Origin of the sequence: Treponema sp., assembly GCF_052169735.1 — a bacterium.
Taxonomy (GTDB): domain Bacteria; phylum Spirochaetota; class Spirochaetia; order Treponematales; family Treponemataceae; genus Treponema.
The window spans coordinates 39299-64953 of record NZ_JBQNBW010000004.1 but is presented as its reverse complement, the minus strand read 5'-3'; the positions used below and the strand labels follow the sequence as shown (position 1 = coordinate 64953).

Genomic DNA, 25655 nt, shown 5'->3' with positions numbered 1-25655 from the left:
TCATCGAAGTCATCGTCAAAATCGTCATCATCGAAGTCATCGTCAAAATCGTCATCATCGAAGTCATCGTCAAAATCGTCATCGTCGAAGTCATCATCAAAATCGTCATCGAAGTCATCATCATCGAAAGGGGATGCAGAGAAGAACCGGCTTTTTGAAAAGAGAAAATCGTTGTTATTCATAGTGAACCACCCATAAATTTTATAATATTCAGTTTTCTTGAATATAACTCGTATACCAACAACAGTATATCCAAGCCCCACTGTATCTTATCGCGAAACCCTGTCGGGCAGCGCAGCCCTATCATAATAACTGTGCTTTGTTGTGTCAACCAGAAAATAAACTTTGTTCGGATAAGCAACTGTGATTTCTACCATAATCATCCCCTATTTCAGAATAAACGAATATCGTATTATCCAAACAATCCCCACCTCACCCGCAGCAACCGCTAACTCAATCGTGCAAGGCACCGCCGATACTTTTCCGGATTAACCCTAAAAGCAACGATCGGATCATTATCTTCTTGAATCGCCTTGCCGATTGCAGCGCTTGCTTCCTCAATCATGCGGTTTGCCGGGATTAACCGTCCTGCCCGTGTGGTAAGTCCTATACGGAGTGATTTTTTATCAGCAGGGTCTTTTAAAATCGCATAAACTTCATCGTAAAGGTGATTTGCTATCTGCATTCCTTGATCAAGAGGTGCATAGAAAACAATTAACCCAAGTGTATCTTGATTAAATGTAAAGACTTTGTGAATCCGGTCAAGCGTTCCCCGCAGCAAGTGCGTTACCTGCTGGTTTTGTGCAATACCTCGTGCATGAACAAGCAATAAGGTTAAATCCTCTTCCGCCACAGATGTTTCGGTAATAGCGGTTGTAAGCTCTTCAATAATGGTAGCCTGTGCCAAAGAATGAGCTGCAGAAGTGTCCGGATATAGATCAGGAGCAGGTTCAAACGGCACTGAAGAAGCGGCTTGTTCCGAGGCTTCCTTAGGAGCTTGGGGCTGATTATAGTTTTCAAAAGAGCCGTAGTTTTCCGCATACATAGCACGAGGCGGTATGGCACCGGCAGAGTTTTTCTCATTAACAGCTTGAACAGCTGATGCAGATGTATCTACATCATTTGAAGATGCCTGGTGTTCAATTTCAGCAGGTTCTTCCATAGTACCTACCGGTTTCATCTCACCAGATGCTGCGGCAGATGAAGTTTGAGCGGTATCTGTGCGGGCATCATCCGTGTGATTATCTTCATAGATATGCAGGCGGTTAAGTGATTCAAGCTGAGCGCTCAACGGTAAAGAAGCATCCACTTCTATGGGAGCCTCGGTAATCGAGACATCTGAGGATTCTTCCGGAGCTGCGCTAGTACCCATAGCGGATGCTGCATCAGTTGTCTTATCAGCCGGGGACGAATCGGGTGTTTGAGTAGGGGCCTCTCCAGAGTCTTCTTTCATCGGTGATGTTTCCGCCCCCGTTTTAGCATTCAGCGGTGTATCATCCTGTACCGGAACGGACCGTTTTCCCTCACCGCTGTCTTTAAAATCAATGTATGAAAAAATCAATGCAGCTATCGTCAATAGAACGATAAGCAATAAGAGGAAAAACACAACACGCCCACGATTAAAAACAGTTTCCACGGGAACCGTCTGCAATGCAGCATGCACAGTAATCTCCGTATTCAGATTCTGCACGGGGATATGCATTTGAGCGGCAGTAAAAAAGAGCGGCAAATTCTTAACCGTAACCACCCGCTGTTCAGTATACGAAAAAATATCGGCATTCTGCGGCCAGCTAAACAGTATCCCGGCAGAATCTCTTATCAATACGGTACGGATATATTTTTGATAGTTGCGGCAAAGCTGCTCGAGTTTTGTTTGCAACAAGATAGAATCATCTTCCGATGATTGGTCTGCAAAAACATCGGCAGTCCGCTGTGTGAATGCTTTAAAATGCTTCAAAGCCTCCGCCTTCCCCAATAACGAATCGCTGCGAAGGGTGAAACCAAACCATAACAAACTTCCAATAATCACGAGCATAGCACAAGCGGCATATACCAACATCAATAGCTTCTTCATCACGGCTTAGTATACCCAGAAATCACTTCCGATACAAGTTCCATACCGTCAAAATTTGCGTTTCCATGCACAGTATACCATGCAAGAAAGGGAAAGAAACCCATCAGTACATCACGATTGCAGGCTGCTATACGCTGCTGCAGCGCTTTTATGAACTGTTTATAAGGAAATTGCCGGAATTCAGCAGGATTCCACGGAGAAAACAGCTTTTTTTCGGCTTCAAAGGCGGTTCGGTATGAATCTAAGAGACTGCTTTTATACGTGTATTTACCGTTTATCTCTTCATGGTATACCGGTGTCCGGAACATAAGGCGGATAAAGGCATCTTCCTCCGGCAGAATCCGGCTTGCTGCGTTGGTATAAAGCGCTGTGAGATAGGTACCCCGCGCGTATGCCTGCCCGCCGGTGTAGGCAAAATCCATCCCGGTGCATTCAATCCGGCGGAATCCCAGCGACTGCGCAGCATGATACGCCGCAACAGCGACAGTCCCGGATACGGTATTCAGCTGCGGAAATGGAGAAAACGCAGCAGCTGTTTGCACCAGCGGATGATTACCGGCAGTGAAAAACAGCGGGTTTCCGTTTTCATAAAAACGGCGGGATACCGTTTTTTGCGCTGAGAGGTCAAAAATCCCGGTAATACTGCGCGGGATGGTGCCGCACGTATGGAGATACGATATGGACTGAGGATCAAGCGCGATAAAAAACTCCGGTATAATCCCGTGTGCAAGTAGAACAGGCAGCGCTGTATCCGTACAGAACAGTGTATAGCGCTGCCGCTGCTGCGCAAACTTATCCAAACAGCTGTCCAAACTGGGACCCGCCCCCACGATAAAAGCAGTACGGGCTGTATCAATATTGGGATACTGGGGCGTTATACAGCTTGCCAGCTGCAAATTGAGAAAAATATTCCGTACCCATATTTTCCCGAAGTGAGCCTGCACGGAAAAATCAGCTTTTATTTTTTCAAGTCCTGTTTCGATACATGTACTGAGATGATCTGCTGCGTCTTTAAAATAACCGCTCCATGCCCGTAAGAGATAACAGCCGAAGGTGCCATGCAGGGCAGGAAGATATGTTTCCGTCAAAGCCGCGATAAATGCAGAATCGGTGCATGGAGGAAGGAGAAAAACCCTGCTGTCAGACAAAATATCGGTATAGTCAATTAAACTAAGTAATTGTTTTAATGAAGGATAGTCGGCTTCCGTAACAGCGCAAACACTGTGAGGATATTTTTGCAAGAATGCAGATATCTGAATACCGCTGCCGAGTCCGCCAAACAGCATAAAACCGGACTCAGCCGGTAAGGCGCGTTCGGATTCCCGTGCAGGATCATAAAGAGAGTGTAGAGCCTGCCCTGTTGCAAAAACCGGTACGGATAGACCTGTTTTTGCAACAACTACATCTTTATAAGCGGTACCGCTGGAGGTTTTTCGCAGTATTTCCGCTATATGCGGCGCTTTCACGGTAATTACGGCAAGATTACGCTCAAAAACGGTCATACAGCCGTCCTTTTCAGCAGCCGTGCAAACACTCCGTCTACTTGTTCAGCAAGCTGATGCTGCGATTCTCTATCAGCAGGGGCTTTTAACACATTGCAGTAGGCGGTATACCCGCAGAGTGCACACACCTGTTTTTCTATTGATACAGTTTGAGCCGCTAACTGCTGCGGATTTTCGGTAATAATAGCGGAAATCTCAGTATGCAATGCGGATAGCAGCGAATGCACTGTCTGCATACGCTCGGAAAAGGCAGCGATTGTATATGACCGGATAGAAAACGGCTGAAGGGCTTTTTCCTTATTCACTGCCGGAATAGAACATAATGCCCCGGAATTCTCCAGTGTTTTTTGCTGCGGTATGGGAATAGCATCGAGTGTAGTAATATTCGGAAGAGCAGCTCCCCCTGCCCTCACCCGGAAAAGCCGTTTTGTTCGTTCCGGCGCCAGCTGCAAAAACCACTGCCGGTAGATCTCGAGTGATTGTGTTTGAAACTGCTGTGTTGCAAGCGATGCAGCAAAAGGGTGAATCCGGTCTGCACTACACAGCAGCCGCACCGTACTTTGATGCGGCTGCACATGGCTCAATCCTTGTGTTGCGGCTAAATCAACTCCGGCAAGTATAATCTGCTGCTTCGTATGGCGCAGCAAAAGATCACAGGCTGTTCCCGTTACAGTGCCGTTTTCACGGGCTGCAAGCGGAAACAAGCCAAGCGCTGTACAGAGCATGGTTTCAAGCGGAGAACCGTAAGAAAGCAGCGCACAAGGATTATGCTGCAGCATCGCTGCCGGCACGGCTGCTTCTAACGGAAATGCAAGCGGTACCGTATGCGGAATACCGTCGAATAAGCGGCGCGCCCAATACCCTGCATCCGTACTGATACAAAACTGAGGCTGAATAGCACGTGCGGCAAGCGCTGCGTATGCAGAGGTAACCGCAACAAGGGTATAGGGCTCCGTTTGTACGGCTGTCATATACTGTAAACTCGGTCCCGCTCCTGCAAGTATAAAATCCTGCGAACCAAAGTGTATTTCTGCCGGATGGTCAAGCCTCACTGCATTATCAATCATATTTTTGAGCCATGTACGCCCAAAAAAGGAGCGGGTATGCATCACACTGGTTAATAAATCAATTGTATACCTGATACCTTTCCATACAGCATCAGCCTGACTGGGAAAGGCTTTATCGGCAGCTTTCCAGCTTAAAAAGCGGACAGCGCCGAGCAGTTCATCCGGTATATGTGCAAGCAAAAAAAACGGTAAATTTCCCCGTAACGGGCGCCAAACACTATCCCACAGCGTATCGGAGTCGGAAAACAAATCGTCGGTATACCGTATGGCAATCAGACGTGCCCCTGGAAACGAAGAACGCAATGCCGGTGCAAGGTACGACTCACCCGGCTCTGTTATCACAATAATTGAAGGGTTGCCCTCAATAGTGTTTACAAATTGTTCTGCTTCTTTATGGGGATTATAGTTTGAATGTAGGCGAAAGGAAGGCATAGATACATATAACCGCTATGCAACATCGCATAGCGGTATTAAACAAAGAGGGATCAGGAAATTCCTAACTCTTCAAACAGATGTTTGTATGTTTCAAAATACTCCGATTTTGCAAACTCTTCTATTTTCTGTTCAGGTAAGGCTTCTAAAAGCTGATCCATATAGGCAAGAACGGATTTGATCTCATTCTTGAGTTCCAAGGGCATTGAAACAGTTTGTTCACGCTTGCGAGTAGCAGCCTGCAACAGAGTGTCCTGCTTTGTAACTTCAAGTTCAGGCTCCTCAATAGCTTCCTCCAACTCCGACAATTCATCTATATCATCAGGTTGATCTTCAACTTTTGTTTCCTCAAATACCTTTGACGGCACAATCGGCTCTGCTTCAAACGGCTCTTCGATCAATTCATCTTCAAGCTCAGGGATACTAGCAGGATCCTCAAAAGGATTGGCAAAATCTTCATCCGCTTGCAGCTCGTGAATAGTCGGAGCAGCTTCCGTATCTATTGAGGCACTCTCTGCTTCCGGCAGGATGATTTCTTGCTCGGAAGGAATATCGAAAGACTCAATATCGGTATCTTCCTGTGAGAATTGATCCTCATCTGCTTTTAGAGCCTCTTTCCTATCGGCTGCCTCGCCTTGGGCTATAACACCTTCAGTAACTTCAGCGCCGGCACTGTCGGCAGATTGATCATCATCAAGATAGCTCAGATCTTCCGGCAGCGATGTAATCGGGGCAGCTTCGACATTGAACACGGGATCGGCAGCAAGCGCTTTCTCTCCCTCTACCGCTGCCGCATCAGCAATACTGTCTTTGGAATGCTCGGTAATGCTTGCTTCAAATTCAGCGTCAGATGTTACGCTTGCTTCATCGGTTTCATCAATTTCCGGCACTATATCTTTGGTCAAAACGGGAGGAATTTCATAATCTTCCGAAACAGGTTCAACAGCTTCGTCTTCTTCGGTGTTCTTTTCTTCCGTAAAATCAGCCGTGATAAGAATATTGTTCAATTCATCACCGGTCAATGAAATGGTTTCATCAGTATCATCATCGCTAAAGAAACCGGAGCTTTCGGTCTCAGCAACAGGTTCTTCCTGTACAGGAGAGTTTTCAGCCGCTCCAACGTTGGTATGCGCAGCAAACCCCGCCTTTAAGCTATTGAGTTCCGCCCGCAAATCACTGATTTCATCGGCAATTTTCATCAATAATGCAGTAGCCTTATCATCCGCAACTGCACTATGCACAGGATCGGCAGGAACAGACGCTGCTGCAGATTCAGCAGCGGGTGCTGCATGCGCATCGGACTGCTGCGGCGAAAGAAGATCCTTCTGCACAGCCTCAACATCGTCAAAGAAGGCTGCATCACCGGCGGCTGTATCAGACTTTTCTTCCCCTCCGAAAATCGGAATGTCCGCGTTATTCTCCACCACTTGGGAAGAAACATCCGTAAATGATTGTAATTTATCCGCGTCGTCATCAACTGTTACAGACAGATCGATTGTGGAAGAATCAGAGCGTTTTTCAGTATTTGAACTTTTACCCGCATCATCATCTGCAAGAATATCATCAAAATCCTCAACCACTTCAAGACTGCCGTCTCCATGATCCGCATCTTCAAAATCTTCCAGAGATATTTCACTAAAATTTTCCAATCCTGCCGGAGGTTCTTCATCTTCTTCAGCAGCAGGAACTTCCTCAGCATCATCTGTAAAATCAAGATCAATCGGCTCTTCTTCTGCGGGATCAGCGCCTTCTTCATGATTTGATTCTGCGGGGCTGTCATCGCTTAAGAAATCGTCGAGATCAAGCGATTCGAAGCTGTCTTCATCGAGCGCAATATCTGATGCATCATCGTTCGAAGAATATGAAGAGGTGGATTCCAATGGAATTACCTCAGGTTCTGTATCATCGTCCATCTTAAGCTCATCCAATTCCGGCACCTCACTATTTATATTGTCCATATCATCTATATCGGAAAAAGAATCTGAAAACGAAAAATCATCATCAAAATGCATAGCATCATCAGAATCGTCTTCACCGAATAATTCCACATCTTCCGAGCTATCCGGTTCTACCATATCTTTCCGCTGTTTAAGCCATACGCCATACATATCCAATTTTTCCGAATTACTATTATCAATAGAAAAATTAGGATCGTATCCATCATCGCCTTTGTTAAAATTATCCATAAAATCTTCTCCCGAATGACGGTGGTATTATACCATATATCGGCATTGTCTGCATATAACATGAGCGAAAGCAGCTTGAAGGTTGTAAATACTTGTAAATATCCAAAACAATCTTTGCTCCAAGCAGCCCCTCTTCTTCATTATACTCAGTTTTAAGAAAAGTTCAAGAAAATATTTTTTTTGCCGTTATTAGAGTAAGATATGAAGCTCTATTTGAAAATCATCGCACCGATTTTTATATTTGCACTTGTTTATAGTTTTTTAGCAATTTTTTTCGGACCGCGCGGTTTTTTTGCGGTACAGCAGTTAAAACGGCAGCGTGATTCGCTGATTCAACATGTGCAGCTGCTTTCCGATATGAGCGAAAAGCTGAATATACGTATTGCAAATTTGTCTTCCGATCCTCAAACCATCGCAGTCTATGCACATGACCTCGGCTATGTACACAAGGGAGAGGGTCTGATCAAGCTCATGAATTTTTCAGGAACAACTGAATATACCGATGATGCAGGAGTCCTTTATTTAATTGAGCCGCCGCGTTTTTTGCCGGATGCTATCTGTAAAACTATTGCTATTTCTGTCGGTATTATTGTGATATTATGTGAAATGATTGTGAGTAAAAAACATGCGCATTCAAAAGAAGGATACTAGTTCAGCCGCTGCCGCTGCCTCGGCACTGCGTAACAACAAAATTGTTATCATTCCCACTGACACTATTTATGGTTTTTCCGGTCTATTCGGCAAAACAGCTGATGCTATCGCACAGATAAAGGGGCGGGAAGAAAATAAACCTTTCATAGCCCTTATAGCAAAACCGTCCGATATCTACCGGTACACGGATGCAGCAGTACCGGACTATCTTTTACAGCTATGGCCTGCTCCGCTCACTCTTATTGTGCCGCTGAAAGGCTCTGAAACCCAAGCATTCCGGTGTCCTGCCGATCCATGGCTACGAGATGTTATTGCAGCAACCGGAGAGGCGATTTATTCCACCAGCGTCAACCGCTCCGGAACGCCGCCTCTTACGGATATCGACACTATTTGTGCGGAATTTGAAGCATCGGTTGCCTTAGCGGTGGACGGCGGAGAACTTGCAGGCTTACCTTCTACTATCATAGATGTCTGTTCCGCAGTACCGAAAATACTCCGTCAAGGCGCAATTTCGGTAAATATACGGTAAGCTCCTACGCTAGTTGCCATTGCCTATCTATATCAGGATAAACAGATCAGACCGTTTTTTAACAACTCCGCAGAAAAATTGATACTATTCGACCAGAGTTGAACCTCTTCGCGATTCAAATGGTGTCACAGTCTCAATTTTTCCGCGATTTTTATCTACTCTACGTGATACATTTACCCATTTACTGGGAAAATGTGCGAAATTTTAAGCAAAATTTCGCACAGAAAGAAGTCAACCGCTGAAAATATTTTTAATGCAAGTGCCTTATTTTGCTAACAGCTCCAACTCATCCTGTACCGCTTTATACGTCATGTATCCGCCGGAAAGATTTACAACATCGGTATAGCCGTTCTGCCGTAAAATACGCACCGCAAGGTAAGCCCGTAAGCCCATACCGCAGTTGACCACAATGGTGCGGTCTTTCGGTACCTCAGCTAAGCGGCTTCGTAATGCGGTATTCGAAATATTAACAGCACCCGACAATGAACCCAGCTGGAACTCTTCAGGGGTACGCGCATCAAGGAAAAAAGCTCCTTTTTCTGCATACTGCGGAATATCCCGCCATGAAATGACTGTTGATAATCCATCACGGTCGTTTTCTGCAACAAACCCAAGCATATTAACCGGATCTTTTGCAGAATTAAAGGGCGGTGCATACGCTTGTTCAAATTCAGCCAAGTCGGAAATAGTACCTTCCTTATTGATATAGGCTGCAATCACATCTATTCTTTTCTCAACGCCTTCAACCCCGACAGCTTGCGCTCCCCACAGCTTACCGCTTTCGGGATTGTATAAAATTTTAATTGAAAGCAGAGAAGCTCCCGGATAATAGCCGGCATGGTGCATTGCATGGGTTACAACCTGCTTATAAGGCACACCAGCCCTATCCAGCGCTTTTTCTCCTAAACCGGTTGCGGCTGCGGTATAACCGAATATCTTTGCAACACTTGTACCGATTGCCCCGCAGTATGCTTTTTTATTACCGTAGATGATATTGTCAGCACAGATACGAGCTTGCTTATTTGCAGGTCCTGCAAGCGGAATACTTACGTCCATTCCCAACAGCGGACTCTTAAAGGAAATAGCATCACCGATTGCATAGATACCCTTGTGCGAAGTTTCAAGATATTCGTTCACCTTGATAGCACCGTTCGGGGCAAGTTCAAGATTACAGTCCTTTGCCAGCTTTGTGTCGGGACGTACACCGATTGAAAGTATCACCGCATCGCAGAGTACCTCTTTTCCCGACTGTAGACAAACAGCCAAATCCTTACCGCGGCGCTCAAATGCTTTTACCCCGTCCTTGAGGTAGAGCCGAACCCCTTTCCGCCGTATTTCTGCTTGAACCATCGCCGCCATATCATAGTCTACGACATTCATAACTTGATCTACTGCTTCTATAATAGAAACCTGCATACCGCGGTGATGAAGATTTTCTGCCATTTCTAAGCCGATAAACCCTCCGCCGATAATAGCAACCCGCTTTGTTTCAGGGTTGTCGATCTTTGATTTGATCGCATCGATGTCGCTCACAGACCGAAGGGTGTAGATACTTGCATCATCAATTCCCGGAATAGGAGGGCGGATGGGGGAAGCGCCAGGGCTTAAAACAAGCGCATCATAAGCCTCTGTTGTTTCGGCACCGGTATCGAGGTTTTTAACGGTTACTGTTTTTGCTGCCGGATTGATTGCCGTAACTTCATGCTTTACCAACGCAGTAACATTGAGTATCTCTTTAAACCGTTCCGGTGTCATTACAAAAAGTGCATCCCTATTTTGAATGACATCGCCTGCATAATACGGCAGACCGCAGTTTGCAAAGCTGATATGGCTTCCCCGTTCAAAAACGGTAATCTCAGCGTTTTCATCTAATCGGCGCAAGCGGGCGGCTGCTCCTGCACCGCCTGCAACACCGCCGACAATAACATATTTACTCATATTTTCCTCCTGTGCTGTCTCAGTAGGCAGCAAAACGGAATATTTTAGGATACTTTTCAGTATATAGGGAACCCCTAAAAACTTGAGTTTTTAGAGGTTTTCCTTAGATTCCTTTTTAAGACAAAAACTTTCTAAAAACAGTACTACTCAGCTTTTTCTTTAAAAATCCCAGCTTTGTTTCGGAAATGACAATCGACGTGAAGATAAAAAAGCACCCGATAATAAGCGAGACGGTTATCTGCTCATGCCAGAACAACACCGCGATGATAATGCCGAAAACCGACTCCAAAGAAAAAATCAAGGCAGCGGTAGACGCAGGGGTATACTGCTGACCGATCGCTTGCAGCACATTGGTAACCGACATACACACAAAACCGAGATATACGGCAGCAAAGATGGAATGAGTATTCCACACAATTACAGCGGTATTTTCAAAAAAGAAGCTATACAGCCCCGCATATACGGCACCGAAAAAAAGATTACCGATGGTGAGCAGGATGGGATCGAGTTTATTCACATACCGGCTCAGAAATACAAGATAACAGCCGAAAATAACGCTGCCCAACATAGCAATAAGGTCGCCCCAATTAACACTTACATCTGAATCTTTAATAAGATCAGGCAGCGAAATAAACAAGATACCTATCAAACAGATAACCGCTGCAATAATGTGATAAATATTCGGTTTCTTTTTTTCTACCGCCCACGAGATAAAAGGGATAAGGACACAATAGGTCGCAACAAGAAAGCCGCACCGCCCCGGCGGGCAGCCTGCATTTGTGATTGCAAACCCCTGCATTAAATAGCCGATCGTCATTAGAAAACCGAGAAAGGCACTGATCATAATATATTGGCGTGATAGTTTTTTTAAACGCCGGATAAAAAAGAGCAGCAATGACCCCGAACCGATTGCACACCGCATAAAAACCAAAAATGCAGGCGGGAAAAAATCATTGGTACTGCTAATAACAACAAATGTCGTTCCCCAGAATAAGGATGCAACGAGAAGGGCAATACGTCCTGTAAGTTCATTTTTCTTCAGCTTATTCATATCTATTCCACCTTAGTCATCCAACCAATATATTTTATCAGGAGCCTGTTCTGTTAAAAAGATTTTTTTATAGCGCTGTGAGTGAGCTACCCGTGTATCATGAGGAAAGTACCCCGTATGGAGAAACCATACAACATCTACAAGATCTCCAAAAGAATCCGAACATGAATAGCGGTAGTACAGTGGAGATTCTTCAAGAAGTGCACGTAATGCAAGATCGTGCGTGTGATAGGGATCAACCGCTTGCCGCAAATTACTGCGTAAGCCTCCGTACCATGCATGGGTAACCGCGAGCAGATTAAGCCGCTTATGTGCATCCATATAATACAGTTCATACAGACCGGCAATAGCCGGAACTGCTGTGGTGATCCTGTATTTATCGGCACGGGTTAGAGCAGTCCATGTCAGCGTATAATAGGCGTGGAGTTTTTTATCCACTTCTTTACAGACAACCGGTTTTAATTCAAACATACTCGTATGTAAGTTGCAAACTCCCTCAATGATATTCGTCTATCACATCAGCCAGCTGCTCCGCAGTACCGGTAGGGCGGCAGTTTCCTGCACAGCCGCTGTCCCGCCACAGATTGCACAGCGTCATTCCCGGACCTACTTCCAGCAAGGCTGCCGTGCTTGTCAGCGCAGCAATTTCCTGTTCTTCCTCCAGCCAGCGTACCGGATGGGTTAAGTGCAGCACAGCATTCTGTTTTGCCTCTGCGCCAGTTAAAAGCCGCTTTCCAGTTACATTTGAAAAAATCGGAACGGCAGGATCATTGAACGGAATATCCTGCAGCACAGCTGAAAATTCCTCTGCAGCTTCCCGCATGAGCGGCGAATGGAAGGGACCTGCTACCGCAAGCCGGACAACCCGTTTTGCACCTGCTTCCTTACAGAGCTTTTCTGCAATATCCAGCCCCGCCGCAGTTCCCGACACAACGGTCTGCATCGGACTGTTCAAATTTGCTGCAAAGACGGTTCCTGCCTCAGGATCGGAATATGGTTTTAGTACTTCGATAATCCGCTCAGGCGCAAGTTTGAGAACCGCCGCCATACCTGATGCGCCTCCGGATGCTTTGCCCCGTGCATCTAATTTTTCGCACGCCTTCTGCATAATTTTTCCGCGCAAAGCGACAACCTTTGTCATTGTTGTAAGGTCTAAAACCTTTGCCGCATACAATGCAGAAAATTCCCCCAGACTAAAGCCCGCAGCAGCGGAAGGTGTGATTCCATGCTCCTGCAACACCGCGAGAATCGCCGCCTGCATTGCCGTAATCGCAAGCTGACTCCTGTCGCTCCGTGCAAGTTCAGCCGGTTCCGTATTCCACAGGAAGGAGGCAATATCTTCTCCTGCGGTGGCACTCATCGTATCAATAACGGCACGGGCAGCCGGATATTTTTTACAAATATCTTCTGCCATACCTTTGAATTGAGAGCCTTGTCCCGAAAATAAAAAAACGTATTCCATCATGTACCTTCTATAAAAAACAGGGATATTAAAAAACGTGGGTTTTAAGAATACCCCTCAGGATTAGAACCGGATAATAGCGCCGCCCCACGTTAAGCCCGCGCCAAATCCGGTAATGAGGATAGTCATACCCTCATGCAGCTTGCCTTGCTCTGTCAGTTCAGCAAGAGTGATTGGGATGGAAGCAGCTGAAGTATTTCCATAGTTTTCAATATTGCGGACAAATTTATCGAAATTGATTTTAAGCCGTTTCGCCGCTGCTTCCAGTATCCGTTCATTTGCCTGATGACAGACAATTAAATCGAGATCGTCTGCCTGTAAATGTTCCTTTGCAAGGAGAGTCTTGACTGTTGCAGTAATATGGCTGACTGCAAACTCGTACACAGCTCTTCCATTCATGTGTACCCGGCGGTCAGGCGCAATATAGAGTTTGTCCGCTCCGGTGCCGTCAGTGCCGAGTACGGTAGCGCCGATACCAAGCCCGCAAGGTTCAAAGGTGTTTTCAAGCAGCGCCGCCCCTGCTCCATCACCGAATAAAACGCAGGTAGAACGGTCTGTCCAGTCCATAATACGGCTTAAGACTTCGGCTCCGCATACAAGTGCAAAACGCCAATGGTGCCGTTCCATCATAGCCGCCGCCGTGTCCATTGCATAGATAAAACCGGAACACCCTGCCGTCAGATCAAAACACACTGCCTGCACCGCTTGCAGCTTATTTTGAATAAGGCAAGCGTTTGATGGAGAGCCAGGAAAATCGGGGGTTGCCGTGCCGCAAATAATAAGATCTATTTTATCCGCCGTTATAGGCTCGGAAGTTTTACTGTTTTTAAGCGCATCCATACATGCCTGATACGCTAGCGATGCGCTTGTATCCTCCGCGCTGGCAATCCGGCGGGATCCAATACCGGTATGACTCCGTATCCATTCATCCGATGTACCGAGTTCCGCAGGAAAATCCGTATTTTTCATCTCTTTTAAAGGGAGTGATTTACCAAATCCCTGAATAATAATTGCCATGTTTCGTCTCCAAATAAATATTATAGTAGAAATTTTCTCAAAACAACATACGTTTTACAAGATACCCTAGTATATTTTTCAATTCTCTGTCAACTATGGCAGAACAGTAGCACGTCTTTTAAAAACAGGGCGGCATTTTGCGCAAAAGAATAGCGGTCTTCTAAAATATTTCCTGAAGCTGCTGCTCGGATGATATACAATCCCCGCGTTTTATGTTATATTTGTAAATTACATGGAATGAGGTTATACATGGGAAACACAAAAGTACGAAGTACAACAGTTATTGCTGTCAGACGGAACGGGAAAGTTGCGATGGCAGGAGATGGACAAGTTACGATGGGGCAAACCGTTATGAAAGGAAATGCCCGCAAGGTACGAAAAATCTATGACGGAAAGATAATGACCGGTTTTGCCGGTGCAACAGCCGACGCTTTCACCTTACTTGAAAAATTTGAAGGTAGAGTAAAAGAATATGCCGGAGACATTACCAGAGCAGCGGTAGAACTGGCAAAGGACTGGCGAACCGATAAAATGCTGAAAAACCTTGAAGCGCTGCTTTTAGTCGCAGATGCAAAGACTATTTTGCTCATTTCAGGGAATGGAGATGTTATTGAACCGCAGGAAGAGGTACTAGCGATCGGATCAGGCGGAAACTACGCTTATGCCGCAGCGCTTGCCCTACTCCGCAATACTGACCTAACTGCTCGTGAGATTGCAGAAAAGAGCCTGAATATCGCGGGTCAAATCTGCGTATATACCAACGAGAACATACATATAGAAGAACTGTAAGAGCGTTATGATAAAAAGGACGGCTGAAATTGCGTTACTGCTTTTTATCTCACACATTAGACCTATTCGATAACTGCGTTTTCGAATAGGTCGACGAGTTCTAAATCGCACAAATAGTACGATTTAGAACATCGCTTTTTAAGGTAACCCGTTCAGAAACGGAAGTTTCCGAACAGGTTTATTCTGCAAAAGTTTTTATAGGAGATAGTATGACCATCAATTTAGATGAATTAACCCCTCCGCATATTGTTGCGGAACTAGACAAATACATCATCGGGCAGGCAAAGGCAAAAAAAGCAGTTGCCGTTGCCCTGCGGAATAGAACCCGCCGGCTCAAATTGAGTGAGGATATCCGTGAAGAGATAGCCCCAAAAAATATTCTGATGATAGGACCAACCGGTGTCGGCAAAACAGAAATAGCACGCCGCCTTGCAAAACTTTCAGGAGCGCCCTTTCTCAAAGTAGAAGCAACCAAGTACACGGAAGTCGGCTATGTCGGACGTGATGTTGAATCGATGATCCGCGACCTCATGGCTGTCGGCTATTCTATGGTAAAAAGCGAAATGCAGGACACGCTCAGAGCTCAAGCGGAAAAAAACACAGAAGAAATTCTCCTCGACCTCTTGCTGCCCGGATCAAATAAAAAAAAGGGCAAGCATAAAAAGACAGTCAGGCAACTTCTGATCGCAAACAAGACAGAAGCCGAAGAAGAAGAACCTGCACAAGCCGATAATACACAGGAAACAGCTGAGGAAAACAGCTCTGAGAACGAAGGCGATATGCACGAAACCCGGGAAAAATTCCGTCAAATGCTGCGGGACGGGAAATTTGAAGATAAAATGGTAGAAGTATCCATCCAGCAGTCCGGCATGCCCTCATTTGAAATATTCGCCGGCGGTTCCAGCATGGAAGACCTCGAAAATGCTATGTCAAACATCAGCAGTATGCTGATGGGCGCCGGTAAGCATAAACGGAAAACAACAAGCGTAAAAGAAGCGCGCGAAGTCATTATGGATGATCAGCTTGACCGGCTCGTTGATCATGATAAAATCTCGACAGAAGCCAAAGAACGGGTTGAACAGATGGGCATTATCTTTATCGACGAAATTGATAAGGTTGCTTCAAAAAACGAGCGCAGCAGCGGTGTCGATGTATCCCGCGAAGGCGTACAGCGTGATATTCTTCCTATTGTAGAAGGTTCAAAAGTCAACACGAAATTCGGCGTTGTCGATACCCGTCATATCCTCTTTATCGCAGCAGGTGCATTCAGCATCTCAAAACCGAGCGATCTGATCCCTGAATTTCAGGGACGCTTTCCGCTTCGAGTTGAATTGGAATCGCTCCATGCTGAGGACTTTAAACGGATTTTGCTTGAACCCAAGAACGCATTGACAAAACAATATAAGGCGCTGCTTGAGACCGAAGGCGTTACCGTCATCTTTACCGATGATGCAATAGACCGTATGAGTAACCTCGCAGCAGAAGTCAATGCGGGGATGGAAAATATCGGGGCACGCCGTCTTCATACTATTATGGAAATGCTGCTGGAAGATATTTCGTTTAACGCCAGCGGAATGAGCGGAAAAACAGTCGAAATAGACCGCTCGTATGTTGACGAACGCCTCAAAGATATAGTACAGAATCAGGATTTATCCCGCTATATCTTGTAAGCTGTCTCAAGCAAAAAATTTTACTGCCGATATATGAGTATACAAATAATTTAAAGGAGTTGAGATGCATATTAACAGTTTTCAAAAAACGGTTGATCTTTTACACCGGGCGCTTGATGTAAACGCTCTCCGCTATACCGTATCGGCAAATAACCTTGCAAGTTCGGAGATACCGGATTTTAAGCGGACTTCGGTCAATTTTGAAACGGAATTAAAGCGTGCCCTCGATTCCGAAAAACGGAGTGCGGGGCAATTTCAGCTTGCAGTAACTGATCCCCGCCATATTGCATCAGACGGAGTTATCGATTACCGGTCAGTGTCTCCGCGGCGTGTACTGGATTATGCAACTACAGTGAAAGCAAACGGAAACAATGTCGATGCTGAGGAAGAAGCAATGAACATCCTCAAGATCCAAATGCAGTATCAGCTGTTGAGTCAAATGACCGGTTTTCAGTACAGTCAAGTACAGTCGGTATTAAAATAAGGTTTGAGGTTTATAGGAGCAATACATGGGTATCTTTAGCAGTATCAATATAGCGGCAACCGGCATGAGCGCCGAACGGCTGCGGACTGATGTTATTTCCGACAACATTGCCAATGCTTCCACTACGAGTTCACAGGAAGGCGGTTATTTCCGCCGCAGCCGTGTCATTCTTGCACAAAAAAGTGATGGGATTGACTGGCGGCTTCCCTTCGTTTCAGGGGATATGGATCGGGGAGTCGGTACGGGAGTGCGGGTAACCGGCATAGAAAAAGACAATTCCGAACCGCGGCTTTCGTATGAACCCGATCATCCCCATGCCATTCTTTCAGGACCTAAGGCAGGATATGTGGAATACCCGAATGTAAACATTGTAACGGAAATGGTTGACCTTATCTCCGCTTCCCGCTCTTATGAAGCAAATGCTGCCGTTGTCCAAGGATCAAAAGAAATGTTCCAGCGGGCACTTGAAATCGGACGCTAATAGGGTACCGGTACATAGCCAAGGTTAAAAAGGAGTCAGTATGACTATTACTAATACGGCAACCCTGTACAAGGTACCTGCCGTTATGAAAAATCCGGCAATAGCGCCGGTTACCGTTGACAACTTCCGCAGCCGCATGGTTTCCGATACGGATTTAGTTGATACGGCAGTAAACAAAAAAGCAATGAGCTTTGAGCAAACCTTGCTGAAAGCCTTTGATGAAGTAAATACAAAACAGCAGCGTACTGCGGAACTTGGTCAGCAGATGATTGTTGACCCGGAATCCGTTGATGTACATGACATAACGATTGCAATGGCGGAAGCCAGTATGTCGTTAAAAATTGCACAAACGCTGATTGACCGCGTTGTAAAAAGTTGGAATGATATTACTATAACCAGATAATGGAGCTGTTATACTTATTGTAGCAGGTTCGTTCTGTAAGGGGAGGACACATGAACGAATGGTTTAAAAAAACGCTCGCACAAATCAAAACACTGTGGGGCAAGTGGACGCCTATCCAAAAGGGGATATTGGCAGCTGTTGTCATTGCGGCAATCGTTGTTATTGTCTTGCTTACCTCATGGTCAGCAAAGCCCTCTCTTGTGCTGCTTATTGATACTCCGGTAACGGATGAAGCGCTCAGAGAACGGATTGTCTTGCGGCTCAATCAAGAAAATGTAAAAACGTCCGTTTCCGAGGCGGGACTTATTTCCGTAAAGGATGAACAAACAGCCCGTAGAATGCGGACTATCCTGTTACGGGAAGATCTTATTCCCAAAAACACCGATCCATGGGCTATTTTTGATGTAGAACGCTGGACGCGGACGGATTTTGAGCGGAACATTGATGTGCGGCGTGCCGTTATCGAAGAGGTCAGGAAACATATTAAAGCGCTGGATGATGTGGATGACGCAAGCGTTGTCGTTAATATCCCGGAGGATAAACTCTTTCAGGCAGAGCAAAATCCGGTGACAGCCAGCATTATTCTCTATCCCAAACCCGGCAGCGACATCAGCACAAACCGCAAAAAGATAGAAGGAATCCAAAAACTCCTCAAGTACGCGGTAGAAGGTCTCACAGATGATAATATCACCATCGCGGATAACAATGGAAGTATTCTGAATGATTTTGCCGGTATGAAAGATTATGACCGCCTATCCCTTATCGAAAAACAGCAAAAGATTATCTCAAAGCTGGAAACACAGTATGAAATAAAGATATTAAATATCTTGCAAAAAACATACGGTACCGACCGTGTCCGTGATCTCAGTATTAAAATCGATATGGATATGTCGGAAAAAACGGCGGAAACAATTGAATATCTCCCGTTCCAGCTCAAGGCGGATAACCCGGATACCCCCTATGATGACTCCGAAATACGCGCATCGGTAACACGGTCTTCGGAAACAGCAACCACCACCTACCAAGGCACCGGTTATAATCCCGAAGGACCGGCAGGTGTAGAAGGACAAACACCGCCTTCATACAGGGACACTAGTAACCTTACCGGTTTGTCTACGCAGTCTATCGTAAGAACCAACGAAGAAATCGGCAGCCGGAGAACATCTGAGATTGTCAGCCCTGAAATGGGACGCCGTACCGTGTCGGTCAATATAGACGGGCAATGGCGCAAAAAGAAAGATGCAAACGGGAATGTGGTAGTCAAAGACGGACACATAGAACGCGAGTATATTCCTATTTCCGATGAAGAGCTGCAAAAGGCAACAAAAGCAGTGCAAGACGCTATCGGCTACAATATAAAGCGCAATGACTCGGTGAGTGTACTTAATATCCAGTTCGACCGTATGGCGGATTTTGAAAAAGAGGATGAGGCGTACTTTAAAGCTATCCAACGGCAGCGGATTATCTTAATCAGCTTGTCAGGTTTGGCTGTTCTCCTGCTCATCTTTATTATCTACCGCGTGATAAGCAGAGAACTTGAACGGAGAAAACGCCTCCGCGAAGAAGAACTCTTACGCCAGCATCAGCTTGAACGTGAAAAAGCTCTGTGGGAGGCTGAACAGGCAGGTATGGAAGTTTCGATGTCCGTAGAAGAGATGAAGCGGCGCGAACTATCAGAAAATGTTATAAATCTTGCGCGCGAGCATCCTGAAGATGTTGCATTGCTGCTGCGCACATGGTTGATGGAGGAATAGTATGGCAGTGTCACCAGCAAAAGAAAAAGCAAATGCAGCAGGCGGCAAAAAACAAAAAGATATAAAATCCTTGAATGGACGGCAGAAAGCAGCAATATTTTTAGTTTCGGTCGGGGAAGAAATTTCTGCAAAAATCATGGAGCAGCTCCGTGAAGATGAAATTGAAAAGCTTGTTTTTGAAATTGCCCGTACGGAGACCATCGAATCCGAATTAAAAGATGCAGTTTTACAGGAATTTCAGGATTTAATGCAAGCTCAGAAATTCATTACAACCGGCGGTATCGACTATGCACGCGGCTTATTGGAAAAGTCTTTGGGCAGCCAAAAAGCCATTGAGGTTATCAACCGGCTTACCAGCTCATTGCAGGTACGCCCCTTTGACTTTATCCGGCGTACCGATCCTACGCATCTTTTAAACTTTATCCAGCAAGAACACCCGCAAACTATTGCACTCATTCTTGCATACTTGGAACCGCAGAAAGCATCGGTTATTTTACAAAACCTTTCTGATGACATTCAGAGTGATGTTGCGCGCCGTATTGCTACCATGGATAGAACCTCGCCCGATGTTCTTCGCGAAGTTGAACGGGTTCTTGAAAAGAAACTTTCTACCCTCTCCAGTGAAGACTACACGGCAGCAGGCGGTGTTGAAAATATCGTTGAAATTCTCAACCTTGTTGACCGCTCTTCCGAAAAGTCGATTATCGAATCTCTTGAAGATCAAGATCCCGACCTTGCAGAAGAAATTAAAAAGCGCATGTTTGTATTCGAAGATATCGTTATGCTTGACGACCGTTCAATTCAAAAGGTACTGCGCGAAGTCAATACCGAAGAACTCGCAAAAGCGCTTAAAATTGTCGATACTGAAGTACAGGATAAAATATTCAAGAATATGTCAAAACGCGCTGCAAGCATGCTGAAGGAAGAGATGGAATTTATGGGGCCGACCCGATTAAAGGATGTCGAAGAAGCTCAGCAAAAGATTGTTTCTATCATCCGGCACTTGGAAGATAACGGCGATATTGTTATTGCCCGCTCGGATGAAGATGAAATGATTGTATAAGGATACTCCAAAAACTAAAATTTTTGAGTATTCCTCTCAGTCAATGGAATAATTGTGCCTGCAAAAGGAGATTCTGAAAGTGGCTAAAAATATTTTCCGTGATTTTGAAGTAAAAAAGATCAGCGATGATATGGTACTGAGTTTGGCAAAAACATTTGAGCCGGAGATGTCTGAAGAAGAAGTAGAAACAGCTCCCGTACCTGAGGGACCGACACTCGAAGAGCTGAAGCAGGAGGCGGAAGAGTTTAAACGCCAGTGGGAGCAGGAGAAAGAGAAACTCATCGAAGATGCGCACCGTGAAGCTGATCAAATTATCGAAAACGCAAAAAAGACCGCTTTTGATGAAGTGAAGCGCCAAATGAATACTGCGCAAGTCGATAGTCAAAAGATGCGGACGCAATCGCAAGAAATAGTCAGTGAAGCAGAAAAGAAGGCAGCTGATATTATCGACAAGGCAGAGCAAACGGAAGCGGCAACCCAAAAAAAGGCATTCACTGAAGGCTTTGAAGCAGGACGGGAAGCAGGATATAAAGAAGGAAAAGCGGAGGTAACCCGTTTAATCGAACGGCTGCATACGATGATCGAACGTACCATGGATAAACGGCAGCAAATTCTCTCCGAGACCGAACAGCAGATTGTAGACTTAGTACTGCTGATGACCCGTAAGGTTGTAAAAGTAATCTCCGAAAACCAGCGGAATGTGGTAAGCTCAAATATTATTCATGCACTGCGTAAAGTAAAAGGGAGAGCCGATGTCATATTGCGGGTAAATCTTGCCGATGTCGGATTAACGACGGAACATACCAAGGACTTCTTAGCTGCTGCTGAAAACATCAAGAATATAACCGTTGTAGAAGATCATACCGTTGATGCAGGCGGCTGTATTATCGAAACTGATTTCGGTTCGGTAGATGCACGAATAGCTTCGCAGCTCCATGAGCTTGAACAGCGTATCCTTGAAATTTCCCCCATACGCACGCAAGCGGCAGCAGCTCCTGCAGCATCAAGCCGTAAGTAATCTATGAGCACACTCTTTGATAAATATCTCGAAGCGGTTGACGAAACGGAGCCGATCAAACACATCGGTGTTGTTTCCCGCGTACAGGGCTTGCTTATCGAAAGTCAAGGGCCGCAAGCCTGTGTCGGCGAATTATGCCGAATTAATATAAAGAATCGTTCGGAGAGTATTCTTGCTGAAGTCATCGGTCTCAATGGCTCTACCGTGCAGCTTATGAGCTATAGCGATATACAAGGTGTAAAAATCGGCTGTGAAGTGATTGCAAGCGGCACTATGCTCTCTGTACCCGTAGGTTCAGTGCTGCTCGGTAGGGTGGTTGATGCGCTTGGAAAGTCTGCCGACGGCAAACAAGAACCCTACTCAGCCCTCCGCTACCCTATTATTGCACAGCCGCCTGATCCTATGGAACGCCGCCCGATCAAAGACCGCATTGTAACAGGAATCCGTGCCATAGATGCCCTCCTTGCTGTCGGAAAAGGACAGCGTGTCGGTATCTTTGCAGGTTCCGGTATCGGGAAATCGACTTTGATGGGCATGGTTGCACGGAATACCAACGCAGATGTCAATGTTATTGCTCTTATTGGAGAGCGGGGACGCGAAGTAAACGACTTTTTAGAGCATGATCTTGGTCCGGAAGGCTTAAAGCACTCCGTAGTAGTAACTGCTACCTCAGATACCAGTCCGCTTGCCCGTATCCGCGGAGCATACACGGCAACTGCAATCGCAGAATATTTCCGCGACCAAGGCAAGGATGTGATGCTCCTTTTTGATTCGGTAACACGGTTTGCAAAAGCACAGCGGGAAATCAGCCTTTCTATGGGAGAAGCGCCCGCAACCCGCGGCTACACCCCAAGCGTATTTGAGGTATTGCCGAAATTACTTGAACGGAGCGGCACCTCGGCAAAGGGTTCAATTACCGGTTTTTATACCGTATTAGTTGACGGTGATGATATGGACGAACCGATTTCAGATGCGGTACGCGGTATCTTAGACGGACACATTGTACTCAATAGAAAACTTGCACAGCGCGGACACTACCCCGCTATCGACATACTTGGCAGTATTTCCCGTTTAGCAAACCGTGTCTCCGGCGAATGCAGCAAAAAAGCAGCCCAATATATGCGCCGCCTCATGGCTGTGTATGCAGAGGCGGAGGATATGATCCAAGTAGGAGCATATCAAAAAGGCAGCAATCCAGCCATCGACGAAGCAATCGATCACCACGAAAAAATCGAAGCGTTTTTGCAGCAAGAAACCAACGATCCAGCTCCTATCAACAAAACACTTGAGCAGCTCAGCAGCATTACGCATATTGATATACCGCAAGAAGAAAGCTTTCAAGAAGGAACAGGAGCTGCTAAGAAATATCTTATGCCGTCAGAAGCAGCTGATCTCTATCAGACAGAGCTTAACCAGCCAGAATCGGGTATAGTCCAGTAAAGTGACCGATAGATATGCAAAGATTTCACTTCCGCTTGCAAAAACTCTTAGATCTCCGCACCTTCCGTGAAAAAGAAGCTGAAACAAATCTCGGTCATGCTATTGCTGCCCGCGAATCGATCGTATTACGCCTTACAGAAATAGGCAAGGCAGAAGTACGGACGCGCCAATCACTCAAAGTCAGTGCAAAAACCAGTGAAGACTTCAGCATACACGGCAACTACCTTGAACGTCTTCATGGAGAACGTGAACAACAGCTCAAGGCACTGGCAGAGGCAGAGCTGGTAATAGAAAAAATGCGGGCGCTCTATATAAAAGCACACCAAGAACGGCTCATCGTTACAAAACTACGGGAACGGAAAGAAGTAGAATGGAGAACAGATTGGCTGAAACAGCAAGATGTAATGCTGGATGATATGATCAATGCACAAGAGCATCGGAAAATGGAAGAGCTAAGGAGAAAAGCGCTTTAGGAAAACGCCGCATTTTACCGTTCAGATACACCACCAAGCAATACCTGATTAAGCACCTCTCCAGCCAATAAAATACCGGCAGCGGCAGGTACCCAAGAAACAGAACTGGGCGGACGGCTCCTGACATTCGGTATTTCCCGTGAATATAAGACCCGTAAACGCTTAACCTGCCGTTTTTTTAACAGACCTCGCATTGTTTTACACAAGGGACATACAGAGGTACTATAAATATCTGTAAACGTAAAGAGATCAGCACGGAGCTTATTCCCGCAGCCCATTGCCGCAAGCATCGGAATACTGCAGGATTCCGCCGCTGCTGCAAGTGCAACTTTCAGTGCAATAGTATCAACAGCATCAACAATAAAATCAATATCCGGTAAAAACGGTAAATCCGGCAGCGTACCGTCATCCGCAGGTAAAACGTGCCGGGTTATTTGATAAACCGTACAGGCAGGATTTATATCGGCAATACGTGCAGCAGCAGCGGCAGTCTTATACTGCCCGATGGTAGAATGCAGCGCAAAGAGTTGCCGGTTCAGATTAGAATAGCTCAACGTATCGCCGTCAATAAGATAGAGCGTACCAACCCCTGCACGGGCAAGCGCTTCAACCGTATAGCCCCCTACCCCGCCGATTCCGAACACGGCAACCCGCAGTTTGCGGAACCGTTCAATCCCTTCTGCACCTATAAGCGCTTCGCTCCGGACAAACAGAGCGGAGTCTGCCGTCAGCAGCATATTCTCATGAGCATTCATACCGTAACTCAAGATTATCGGACATCGCTAAAAATACGGATCAGCATGAAAAAACGGATAAAGCGTGTAGTTTTTCACCATTCCCATTCGCTTTAAGCAGTTCAAAATTACCGGATTTTAAAGAGAACGGCGAACACAGCAACCGTAATCAAAAGCTGCAAAATAAGGAACTTGATTAATACTTGTGTAGACGACCATTGCAAATTCTTCCGCATGTGATCATGCAGCGGAAAGCGGATATTCCTGAAAATGCGGATATGAAAAAAGCGCAGCAAAGCAAGTTTTACCAGCCCCGTACCGCCATTTAAAAGGATCATCCCGCTCGTCATCAACAGTAAGAACGGATTGCCGGAAATAATAACCAGCACTCCGATAAAAAAACCAAGAGCACGGGAGCCTGCATCCCCCATCATCACTTTACTCGGATAGGCATTATGCCACAGATACCCCATAAGCACTCCGGAAAGGCTAAAACAAATAAGAGCCCACTGAGCACCATCCATCCGATGCGGAATCAGCAAATACGCTGAAACTTTCACATTCCCGATAATAAAATAGAAAACAGCGCCGAGGGAAATGAGCGCGGTTAAAATCAACGTCCCGGAAAGCCCATCCACTCCATCGGTACAATTCGTTGTATTAATTGAAAACCACAAAATCAAAACCGAAACAGTAAAAAATACTACGGGATGCACCGCAATACTTTGACTCATAAACGGGATCCAATAGGAAATACTATCGTTAAAATAACAATGGAAAAGCACCGTTGCCGTTATCAGCGACAGTACCAAGTCCAAAAGTCCCTTTCGGTATTCTCCCCACGGCGTAAGAGAGCGGTCATCCAAATACCCAGTCAACATAACCAGCCAGGTTAAAATCAATACTGCAATTTGCGTCGCTGAAGGAATAATCAGCAAAAAAATCATCACAACAAATATGGTAATAAATACCACACCGCCGCCGGTAGGTTTCCCCTTTGCCGCTTCAGGAGCAACCGTAAACTCCCTACCCCGATCCTTAGGCAACCGAACATAAAAACGCGGCAATACAAACACAGTCAGAAAAAAACCGAGATAAAACGCAATAGCAATAAGCACTAAATAGGACTGTAAAAGCCGCATAGGTCCAAAAGCAGATGACAACAGCCCTGATATATAAAAAAGCATTTGAGGATTATATACCGCATAGACAATAAAATCAACAACTGAGAAAAAGCAAAACAAAGATGATAGATGCAGTTTTTTCTATAATATAAACCGCAGAGAGCAAAGATAATCAAAACAATTCATCAGGATATCTGCAAAAACTCGATTAGATTTTTAGAGGTTCCTATAAATAGGAAAAAAATTGTTACAGATGGTTGACATTTTAAGCAAGTTTTGTAATTATGGTAGTCAAAGCCTATTCGAAAATTTC

Annotated in this window: 24 protein-coding genes; 12 read left to right on the top strand and 12 right to left on the bottom strand. The window is 45.6% G+C overall.

Translation table 11 applies throughout. The annotated features are described in order from the left end of the window. From ACTTJ8_RS01540 to ACTTJ8_RS01520, 5 genes are all read right to left on the bottom strand, one after another. On the bottom strand, nt 1–182 hold a 182-nt coding region (locus ACTTJ8_RS01540), incomplete at its 3' end, for a hypothetical protein (RefSeq protein ID WP_442715753.1). Between the two features lie 266 nt (nt 183–448). Next, nucleotides 449–2074 carry a diguanylate cyclase gene (locus ACTTJ8_RS01535; protein ID WP_442718571.1) on the bottom strand — a complete coding sequence of 542 codons (1626 nt, stop codon included), beginning with the start codon at nt 2072–2074 and terminating at the stop codon, nt 449–451. Next, the gene (locus ACTTJ8_RS01530; RefSeq protein WP_442720142.1) at nt 2074–3576 is read right to left on the bottom strand and encodes a motility associated factor glycosyltransferase family protein; all 1503 of its coding nucleotides are present in this window, start codon (nt 3574–3576) and stop codon (nt 2074–2076) included. Before ACTTJ8_RS01530 ends, ACTTJ8_RS01535 begins: the two co-directional genes overlap by 1 nt. Then, nucleotides 3573–5075, bottom strand: coding sequence for a 6-hydroxymethylpterin diphosphokinase MptE-like protein (locus tag ACTTJ8_RS01525; RefSeq protein ID WP_442720141.1), 1503 nt, complete (start codon nt 5073–5075; stop codon nt 3573–3575). The genes ACTTJ8_RS01530 and ACTTJ8_RS01525 overlap by 4 nt, the downstream gene beginning before the upstream one ends. 53 nt (nt 5076–5128) lie before the next feature. Then, the gene (locus tag ACTTJ8_RS01520; protein ID WP_442720140.1) at nt 5129–7261 is read right to left on the bottom strand and encodes a midas domain-containing protein; all 2133 of its coding nucleotides are present in this window, start codon (nt 7259–7261) and stop codon (nt 5129–5131) included. 201 nt (nt 7262–7462) lie between these two features. On the opposite strand from ACTTJ8_RS01520, the gene ACTTJ8_RS01515 reads away from it, so the two are divergent. Together ACTTJ8_RS01515 and ACTTJ8_RS01510 are read left to right on the top strand one after the other, a co-directional pair. Then, nucleotides 7463–7912, top strand: coding sequence for an FtsB family cell division protein (locus ACTTJ8_RS01515; RefSeq protein ID WP_442715748.1), 450 nt, complete (start codon nt 7463–7465; stop codon nt 7910–7912). After that, nucleotides 7887–8441 carry an L-threonylcarbamoyladenylate synthase gene (locus ACTTJ8_RS01510; RefSeq protein WP_442715747.1) on the top strand — a complete coding sequence of 185 codons (555 nt, stop codon included), beginning with the start codon at nt 7887–7889 and terminating at the stop codon, nt 8439–8441. The genes ACTTJ8_RS01515 and ACTTJ8_RS01510 overlap by 26 nt, the downstream gene beginning before the upstream one ends. A gap of 264 nt (nt 8442–8705) precedes the next feature. On the opposite strand, the gene ACTTJ8_RS01505 is transcribed toward ACTTJ8_RS01510, so the two are convergent. The 5 genes from ACTTJ8_RS01505 to ACTTJ8_RS01485 form a co-directional block, all read right to left on the bottom strand. Next, the gene (locus tag ACTTJ8_RS01505; RefSeq protein WP_442720139.1) at nt 8706–10379 is read right to left on the bottom strand and encodes a CoA-disulfide reductase; all 1674 of its coding nucleotides are present in this window, start codon (nt 10377–10379) and stop codon (nt 8706–8708) included. 115 nt (nt 10380–10494) lie between these two features. Continuing rightward, entirely contained in the window at nt 10495–11430 is a 936-nt protein-coding gene (locus tag ACTTJ8_RS01500; RefSeq protein ID WP_442715745.1) for a DMT family transporter, read from the bottom strand. Nucleotides 11431–11442: 12 nt separating this feature from the next. After that, a complete protein-coding gene (locus tag ACTTJ8_RS01495) occupies nt 11443–11901 on the bottom strand; it encodes a hypothetical protein (protein WP_442720138.1) in 459 nt (152 codons plus the stop codon). 25 nt (nt 11902–11926) lie between these two features. Next, nucleotides 11927–12892, bottom strand: coding sequence for an ACP S-malonyltransferase (locus ACTTJ8_RS01490; RefSeq protein ID WP_442720143.1), 966 nt, complete (start codon nt 12890–12892; stop codon nt 11927–11929). Nucleotides 12893–12955: 63 nt separating this feature from the next. Next, nucleotides 12956–13909 carry a 3-oxoacyl-ACP synthase III family protein gene (locus ACTTJ8_RS01485; protein ID WP_442720137.1) on the bottom strand — a complete coding sequence of 318 codons (954 nt, stop codon included), beginning with the start codon at nt 13907–13909 and terminating at the stop codon, nt 12956–12958. Between the two features lie 249 nt (nt 13910–14158). On the opposite strand from ACTTJ8_RS01485, the gene hslV reads away from it, so the two are divergent. From hslV to fliJ, 10 genes are all read left to right on the top strand, one after another. Next, on the top strand, nt 14159–14698 hold the full coding sequence (gene hslV / locus ACTTJ8_RS01480) for an ATP-dependent protease subunit HslV (RefSeq protein WP_442720136.1): 540 nt from the start codon (nt 14159–14161) through the stop codon (nt 14696–14698). A 209-nt stretch (nt 14699–14907) separates the two neighbouring features. Beyond that, nucleotides 14908–16368 (top strand): ATP-dependent protease ATPase subunit HslU, encoded by a 1461-nt coding sequence (gene hslU, locus ACTTJ8_RS01475; protein WP_442720135.1) that lies wholly within the window; start codon nt 14908–14910, stop codon nt 16366–16368. Between the two features lie 64 nt (nt 16369–16432). Then, nucleotides 16433–16852 (top strand): flagellar basal body rod protein FlgB, encoded by a 420-nt coding sequence (gene flgB, locus ACTTJ8_RS01470; RefSeq protein WP_442715740.1) that lies wholly within the window; start codon nt 16433–16435, stop codon nt 16850–16852. Nucleotides 16853–16877: 25 nt separating this feature from the next. Continuing rightward, nucleotides 16878–17333, top strand: coding sequence for a flagellar basal body rod protein FlgC (gene flgC / locus ACTTJ8_RS01465; RefSeq protein WP_442720134.1), 456 nt, complete (start codon nt 16878–16880; stop codon nt 17331–17333). A 40-nt stretch (nt 17334–17373) separates the two neighbouring features. After that, nucleotides 17374–17736 carry a flagellar hook-basal body complex protein FliE gene (fliE, locus tag ACTTJ8_RS01460; protein ID WP_442715738.1) on the top strand — a complete coding sequence of 121 codons (363 nt, stop codon included), beginning with the start codon at nt 17374–17376 and terminating at the stop codon, nt 17734–17736. A gap of 50 nt (nt 17737–17786) precedes the next feature. Continuing rightward, nucleotides 17787–19490: a flagellar basal-body MS-ring/collar protein FliF gene (fliF, locus tag ACTTJ8_RS01455; RefSeq protein WP_442718583.1), complete on the top strand. Its 1704-nt coding sequence runs from the start codon at nt 17787–17789 to the stop codon at nt 19488–19490. 1 nt (nt 19491) lies between these two features. After that, nucleotides 19492–20553, top strand: a complete 1062-nt coding sequence (fliG, locus tag ACTTJ8_RS01450) for a flagellar motor switch protein FliG (protein ID WP_442715736.1) — start codon at nt 19492–19494, stop codon at nt 20551–20553. Between the two features lie 79 nt (nt 20554–20632). Next, nucleotides 20633–21571 carry a flagellar assembly protein FliH gene (gene fliH / locus ACTTJ8_RS01445; RefSeq protein ID WP_442720133.1) on the top strand — a complete coding sequence of 313 codons (939 nt, stop codon included), beginning with the start codon at nt 20633–20635 and terminating at the stop codon, nt 21569–21571. Nucleotides 21572–21574: 3 nt separating this feature from the next. Beyond that, on the top strand, nt 21575–23011 hold the full coding sequence (gene fliI / locus ACTTJ8_RS01440) for a flagellar protein export ATPase FliI (protein ID WP_442720132.1): 1437 nt from the start codon (nt 21575–21577) through the stop codon (nt 23009–23011). Between the two features lie 14 nt (nt 23012–23025). After that, nucleotides 23026–23484: a flagellar export protein FliJ gene (gene fliJ, locus ACTTJ8_RS01435; RefSeq protein ID WP_442720131.1), complete on the top strand. Its 459-nt coding sequence runs from the start codon at nt 23026–23028 to the stop codon at nt 23482–23484. A gap of 14 nt (nt 23485–23498) precedes the next feature. Here fliJ and ACTTJ8_RS01430 read toward each other — a convergent pair whose 3' ends face one another. Together ACTTJ8_RS01430 and ACTTJ8_RS01425 are read right to left on the bottom strand one after the other, a co-directional pair. Then, nucleotides 23499–24239, bottom strand: a complete 741-nt coding sequence (locus ACTTJ8_RS01430) for a tRNA threonylcarbamoyladenosine dehydratase (RefSeq protein ID WP_442720130.1) — start codon at nt 24237–24239, stop codon at nt 23499–23501. A gap of 107 nt (nt 24240–24346) precedes the next feature. After that, entirely contained in the window at nt 24347–25405 is a 1059-nt protein-coding gene (locus ACTTJ8_RS01425) for an MraY family glycosyltransferase (protein WP_442720129.1), read from the bottom strand. Between the last annotated feature and the right edge of the window lie 250 nt (nt 25406–25655).

What these genes read in the sequence shown, in the direction of transcription:
- ACTTJ8_RS01535 (WP_442718571.1), bottom strand. Translation starts at nt 2,074, where the DNA reads ATGAAGAAGCTATTGATGTTGGTATATGCCGCTTGTGCTATGCTCGTG.
- fliI (WP_442720132.1), top strand. Translation starts at nt 21,575, where the DNA reads ATGAGCACACTCTTTGATAAATATCTCGAAGCGGTTGACGAAACGGAG.
- ACTTJ8_RS01490 (WP_442720143.1), bottom strand. Translation starts at nt 12,892, where the DNA reads ATGGAATACGTTTTTTTATTTTCGGGACAAGGCTCTCAATTCAAAGGT.
- ACTTJ8_RS01500 (WP_442715745.1), bottom strand. Translation starts at nt 11,430, where the DNA reads ATGAATAAGCTGAAGAAAAATGAACTTACAGGACGTATTGCCCTTCTC.
- ACTTJ8_RS01425 (WP_442720129.1), bottom strand. Translation starts at nt 25,405, where the DNA reads ATGCTTTTTTATATATCAGGGCTGTTGTCATCTGCTTTTGGACCTATG.
- ACTTJ8_RS01505 (WP_442720139.1), bottom strand. Translation starts at nt 10,379, where the DNA reads ATGAGTAAATATGTTATTGTCGGCGGTGTTGCAGGCGGTGCAGGAGCA.
- flgB (WP_442715740.1), top strand. Translation starts at nt 16,433, where the DNA reads ATGCATATTAACAGTTTTCAAAAAACGGTTGATCTTTTACACCGGGCG.
- hslV (WP_442720136.1), top strand. Translation starts at nt 14,159, where the DNA reads ATGGGAAACACAAAAGTACGAAGTACAACAGTTATTGCTGTCAGACGG.
- ACTTJ8_RS01510 (WP_442715747.1), top strand. Translation starts at nt 7,887, where the DNA reads ATGCGCATTCAAAAGAAGGATACTAGTTCAGCCGCTGCCGCTGCCTCG.
- ACTTJ8_RS01525 (WP_442720141.1), bottom strand. Translation starts at nt 5,075, where the DNA reads ATGCCTTCCTTTCGCCTACATTCAAACTATAATCCCCATAAAGAAGCA.
- ACTTJ8_RS01520 (WP_442720140.1), bottom strand. Translation starts at nt 7,261, where the DNA reads ATGGATAATTTTAACAAAGGCGATGATGGATACGATCCTAATTTTTCT.
- fliJ (WP_442720131.1), top strand. Translation starts at nt 23,026, where the DNA reads ATGCAAAGATTTCACTTCCGCTTGCAAAAACTCTTAGATCTCCGCACC.
- ACTTJ8_RS01485 (WP_442720137.1), bottom strand. Translation starts at nt 13,909, where the DNA reads ATGGCAATTATTATTCAGGGATTTGGTAAATCACTCCCTTTAAAAGAG.
- flgC (WP_442720134.1), top strand. Translation starts at nt 16,878, where the DNA reads ATGGGTATCTTTAGCAGTATCAATATAGCGGCAACCGGCATGAGCGCC.
- ACTTJ8_RS01530 (WP_442720142.1), bottom strand. Translation starts at nt 3,576, where the DNA reads ATGACCGTTTTTGAGCGTAATCTTGCCGTAATTACCGTGAAAGCGCCG.
- fliG (WP_442715736.1), top strand. Translation starts at nt 19,492, where the DNA reads ATGGCAGTGTCACCAGCAAAAGAAAAAGCAAATGCAGCAGGCGGCAAA.
- fliF (WP_442718583.1), top strand. Translation starts at nt 17,787, where the DNA reads ATGAACGAATGGTTTAAAAAAACGCTCGCACAAATCAAAACACTGTGG.
- ACTTJ8_RS01495 (WP_442720138.1), bottom strand. Translation starts at nt 11,901, where the DNA reads ATGTTTGAATTAAAACCGGTTGTCTGTAAAGAAGTGGATAAAAAACTC.
- ACTTJ8_RS01430 (WP_442720130.1), bottom strand. Translation starts at nt 24,239, where the DNA reads ATGAATGCTCATGAGAATATGCTGCTGACGGCAGACTCCGCTCTGTTT.
- ACTTJ8_RS01515 (WP_442715748.1), top strand. Translation starts at nt 7,463, where the DNA reads ATGAAGCTCTATTTGAAAATCATCGCACCGATTTTTATATTTGCACTT.
- hslU (WP_442720135.1), top strand. Translation starts at nt 14,908, where the DNA reads ATGACCATCAATTTAGATGAATTAACCCCTCCGCATATTGTTGCGGAA.
- fliE (WP_442715738.1), top strand. Translation starts at nt 17,374, where the DNA reads ATGACTATTACTAATACGGCAACCCTGTACAAGGTACCTGCCGTTATG.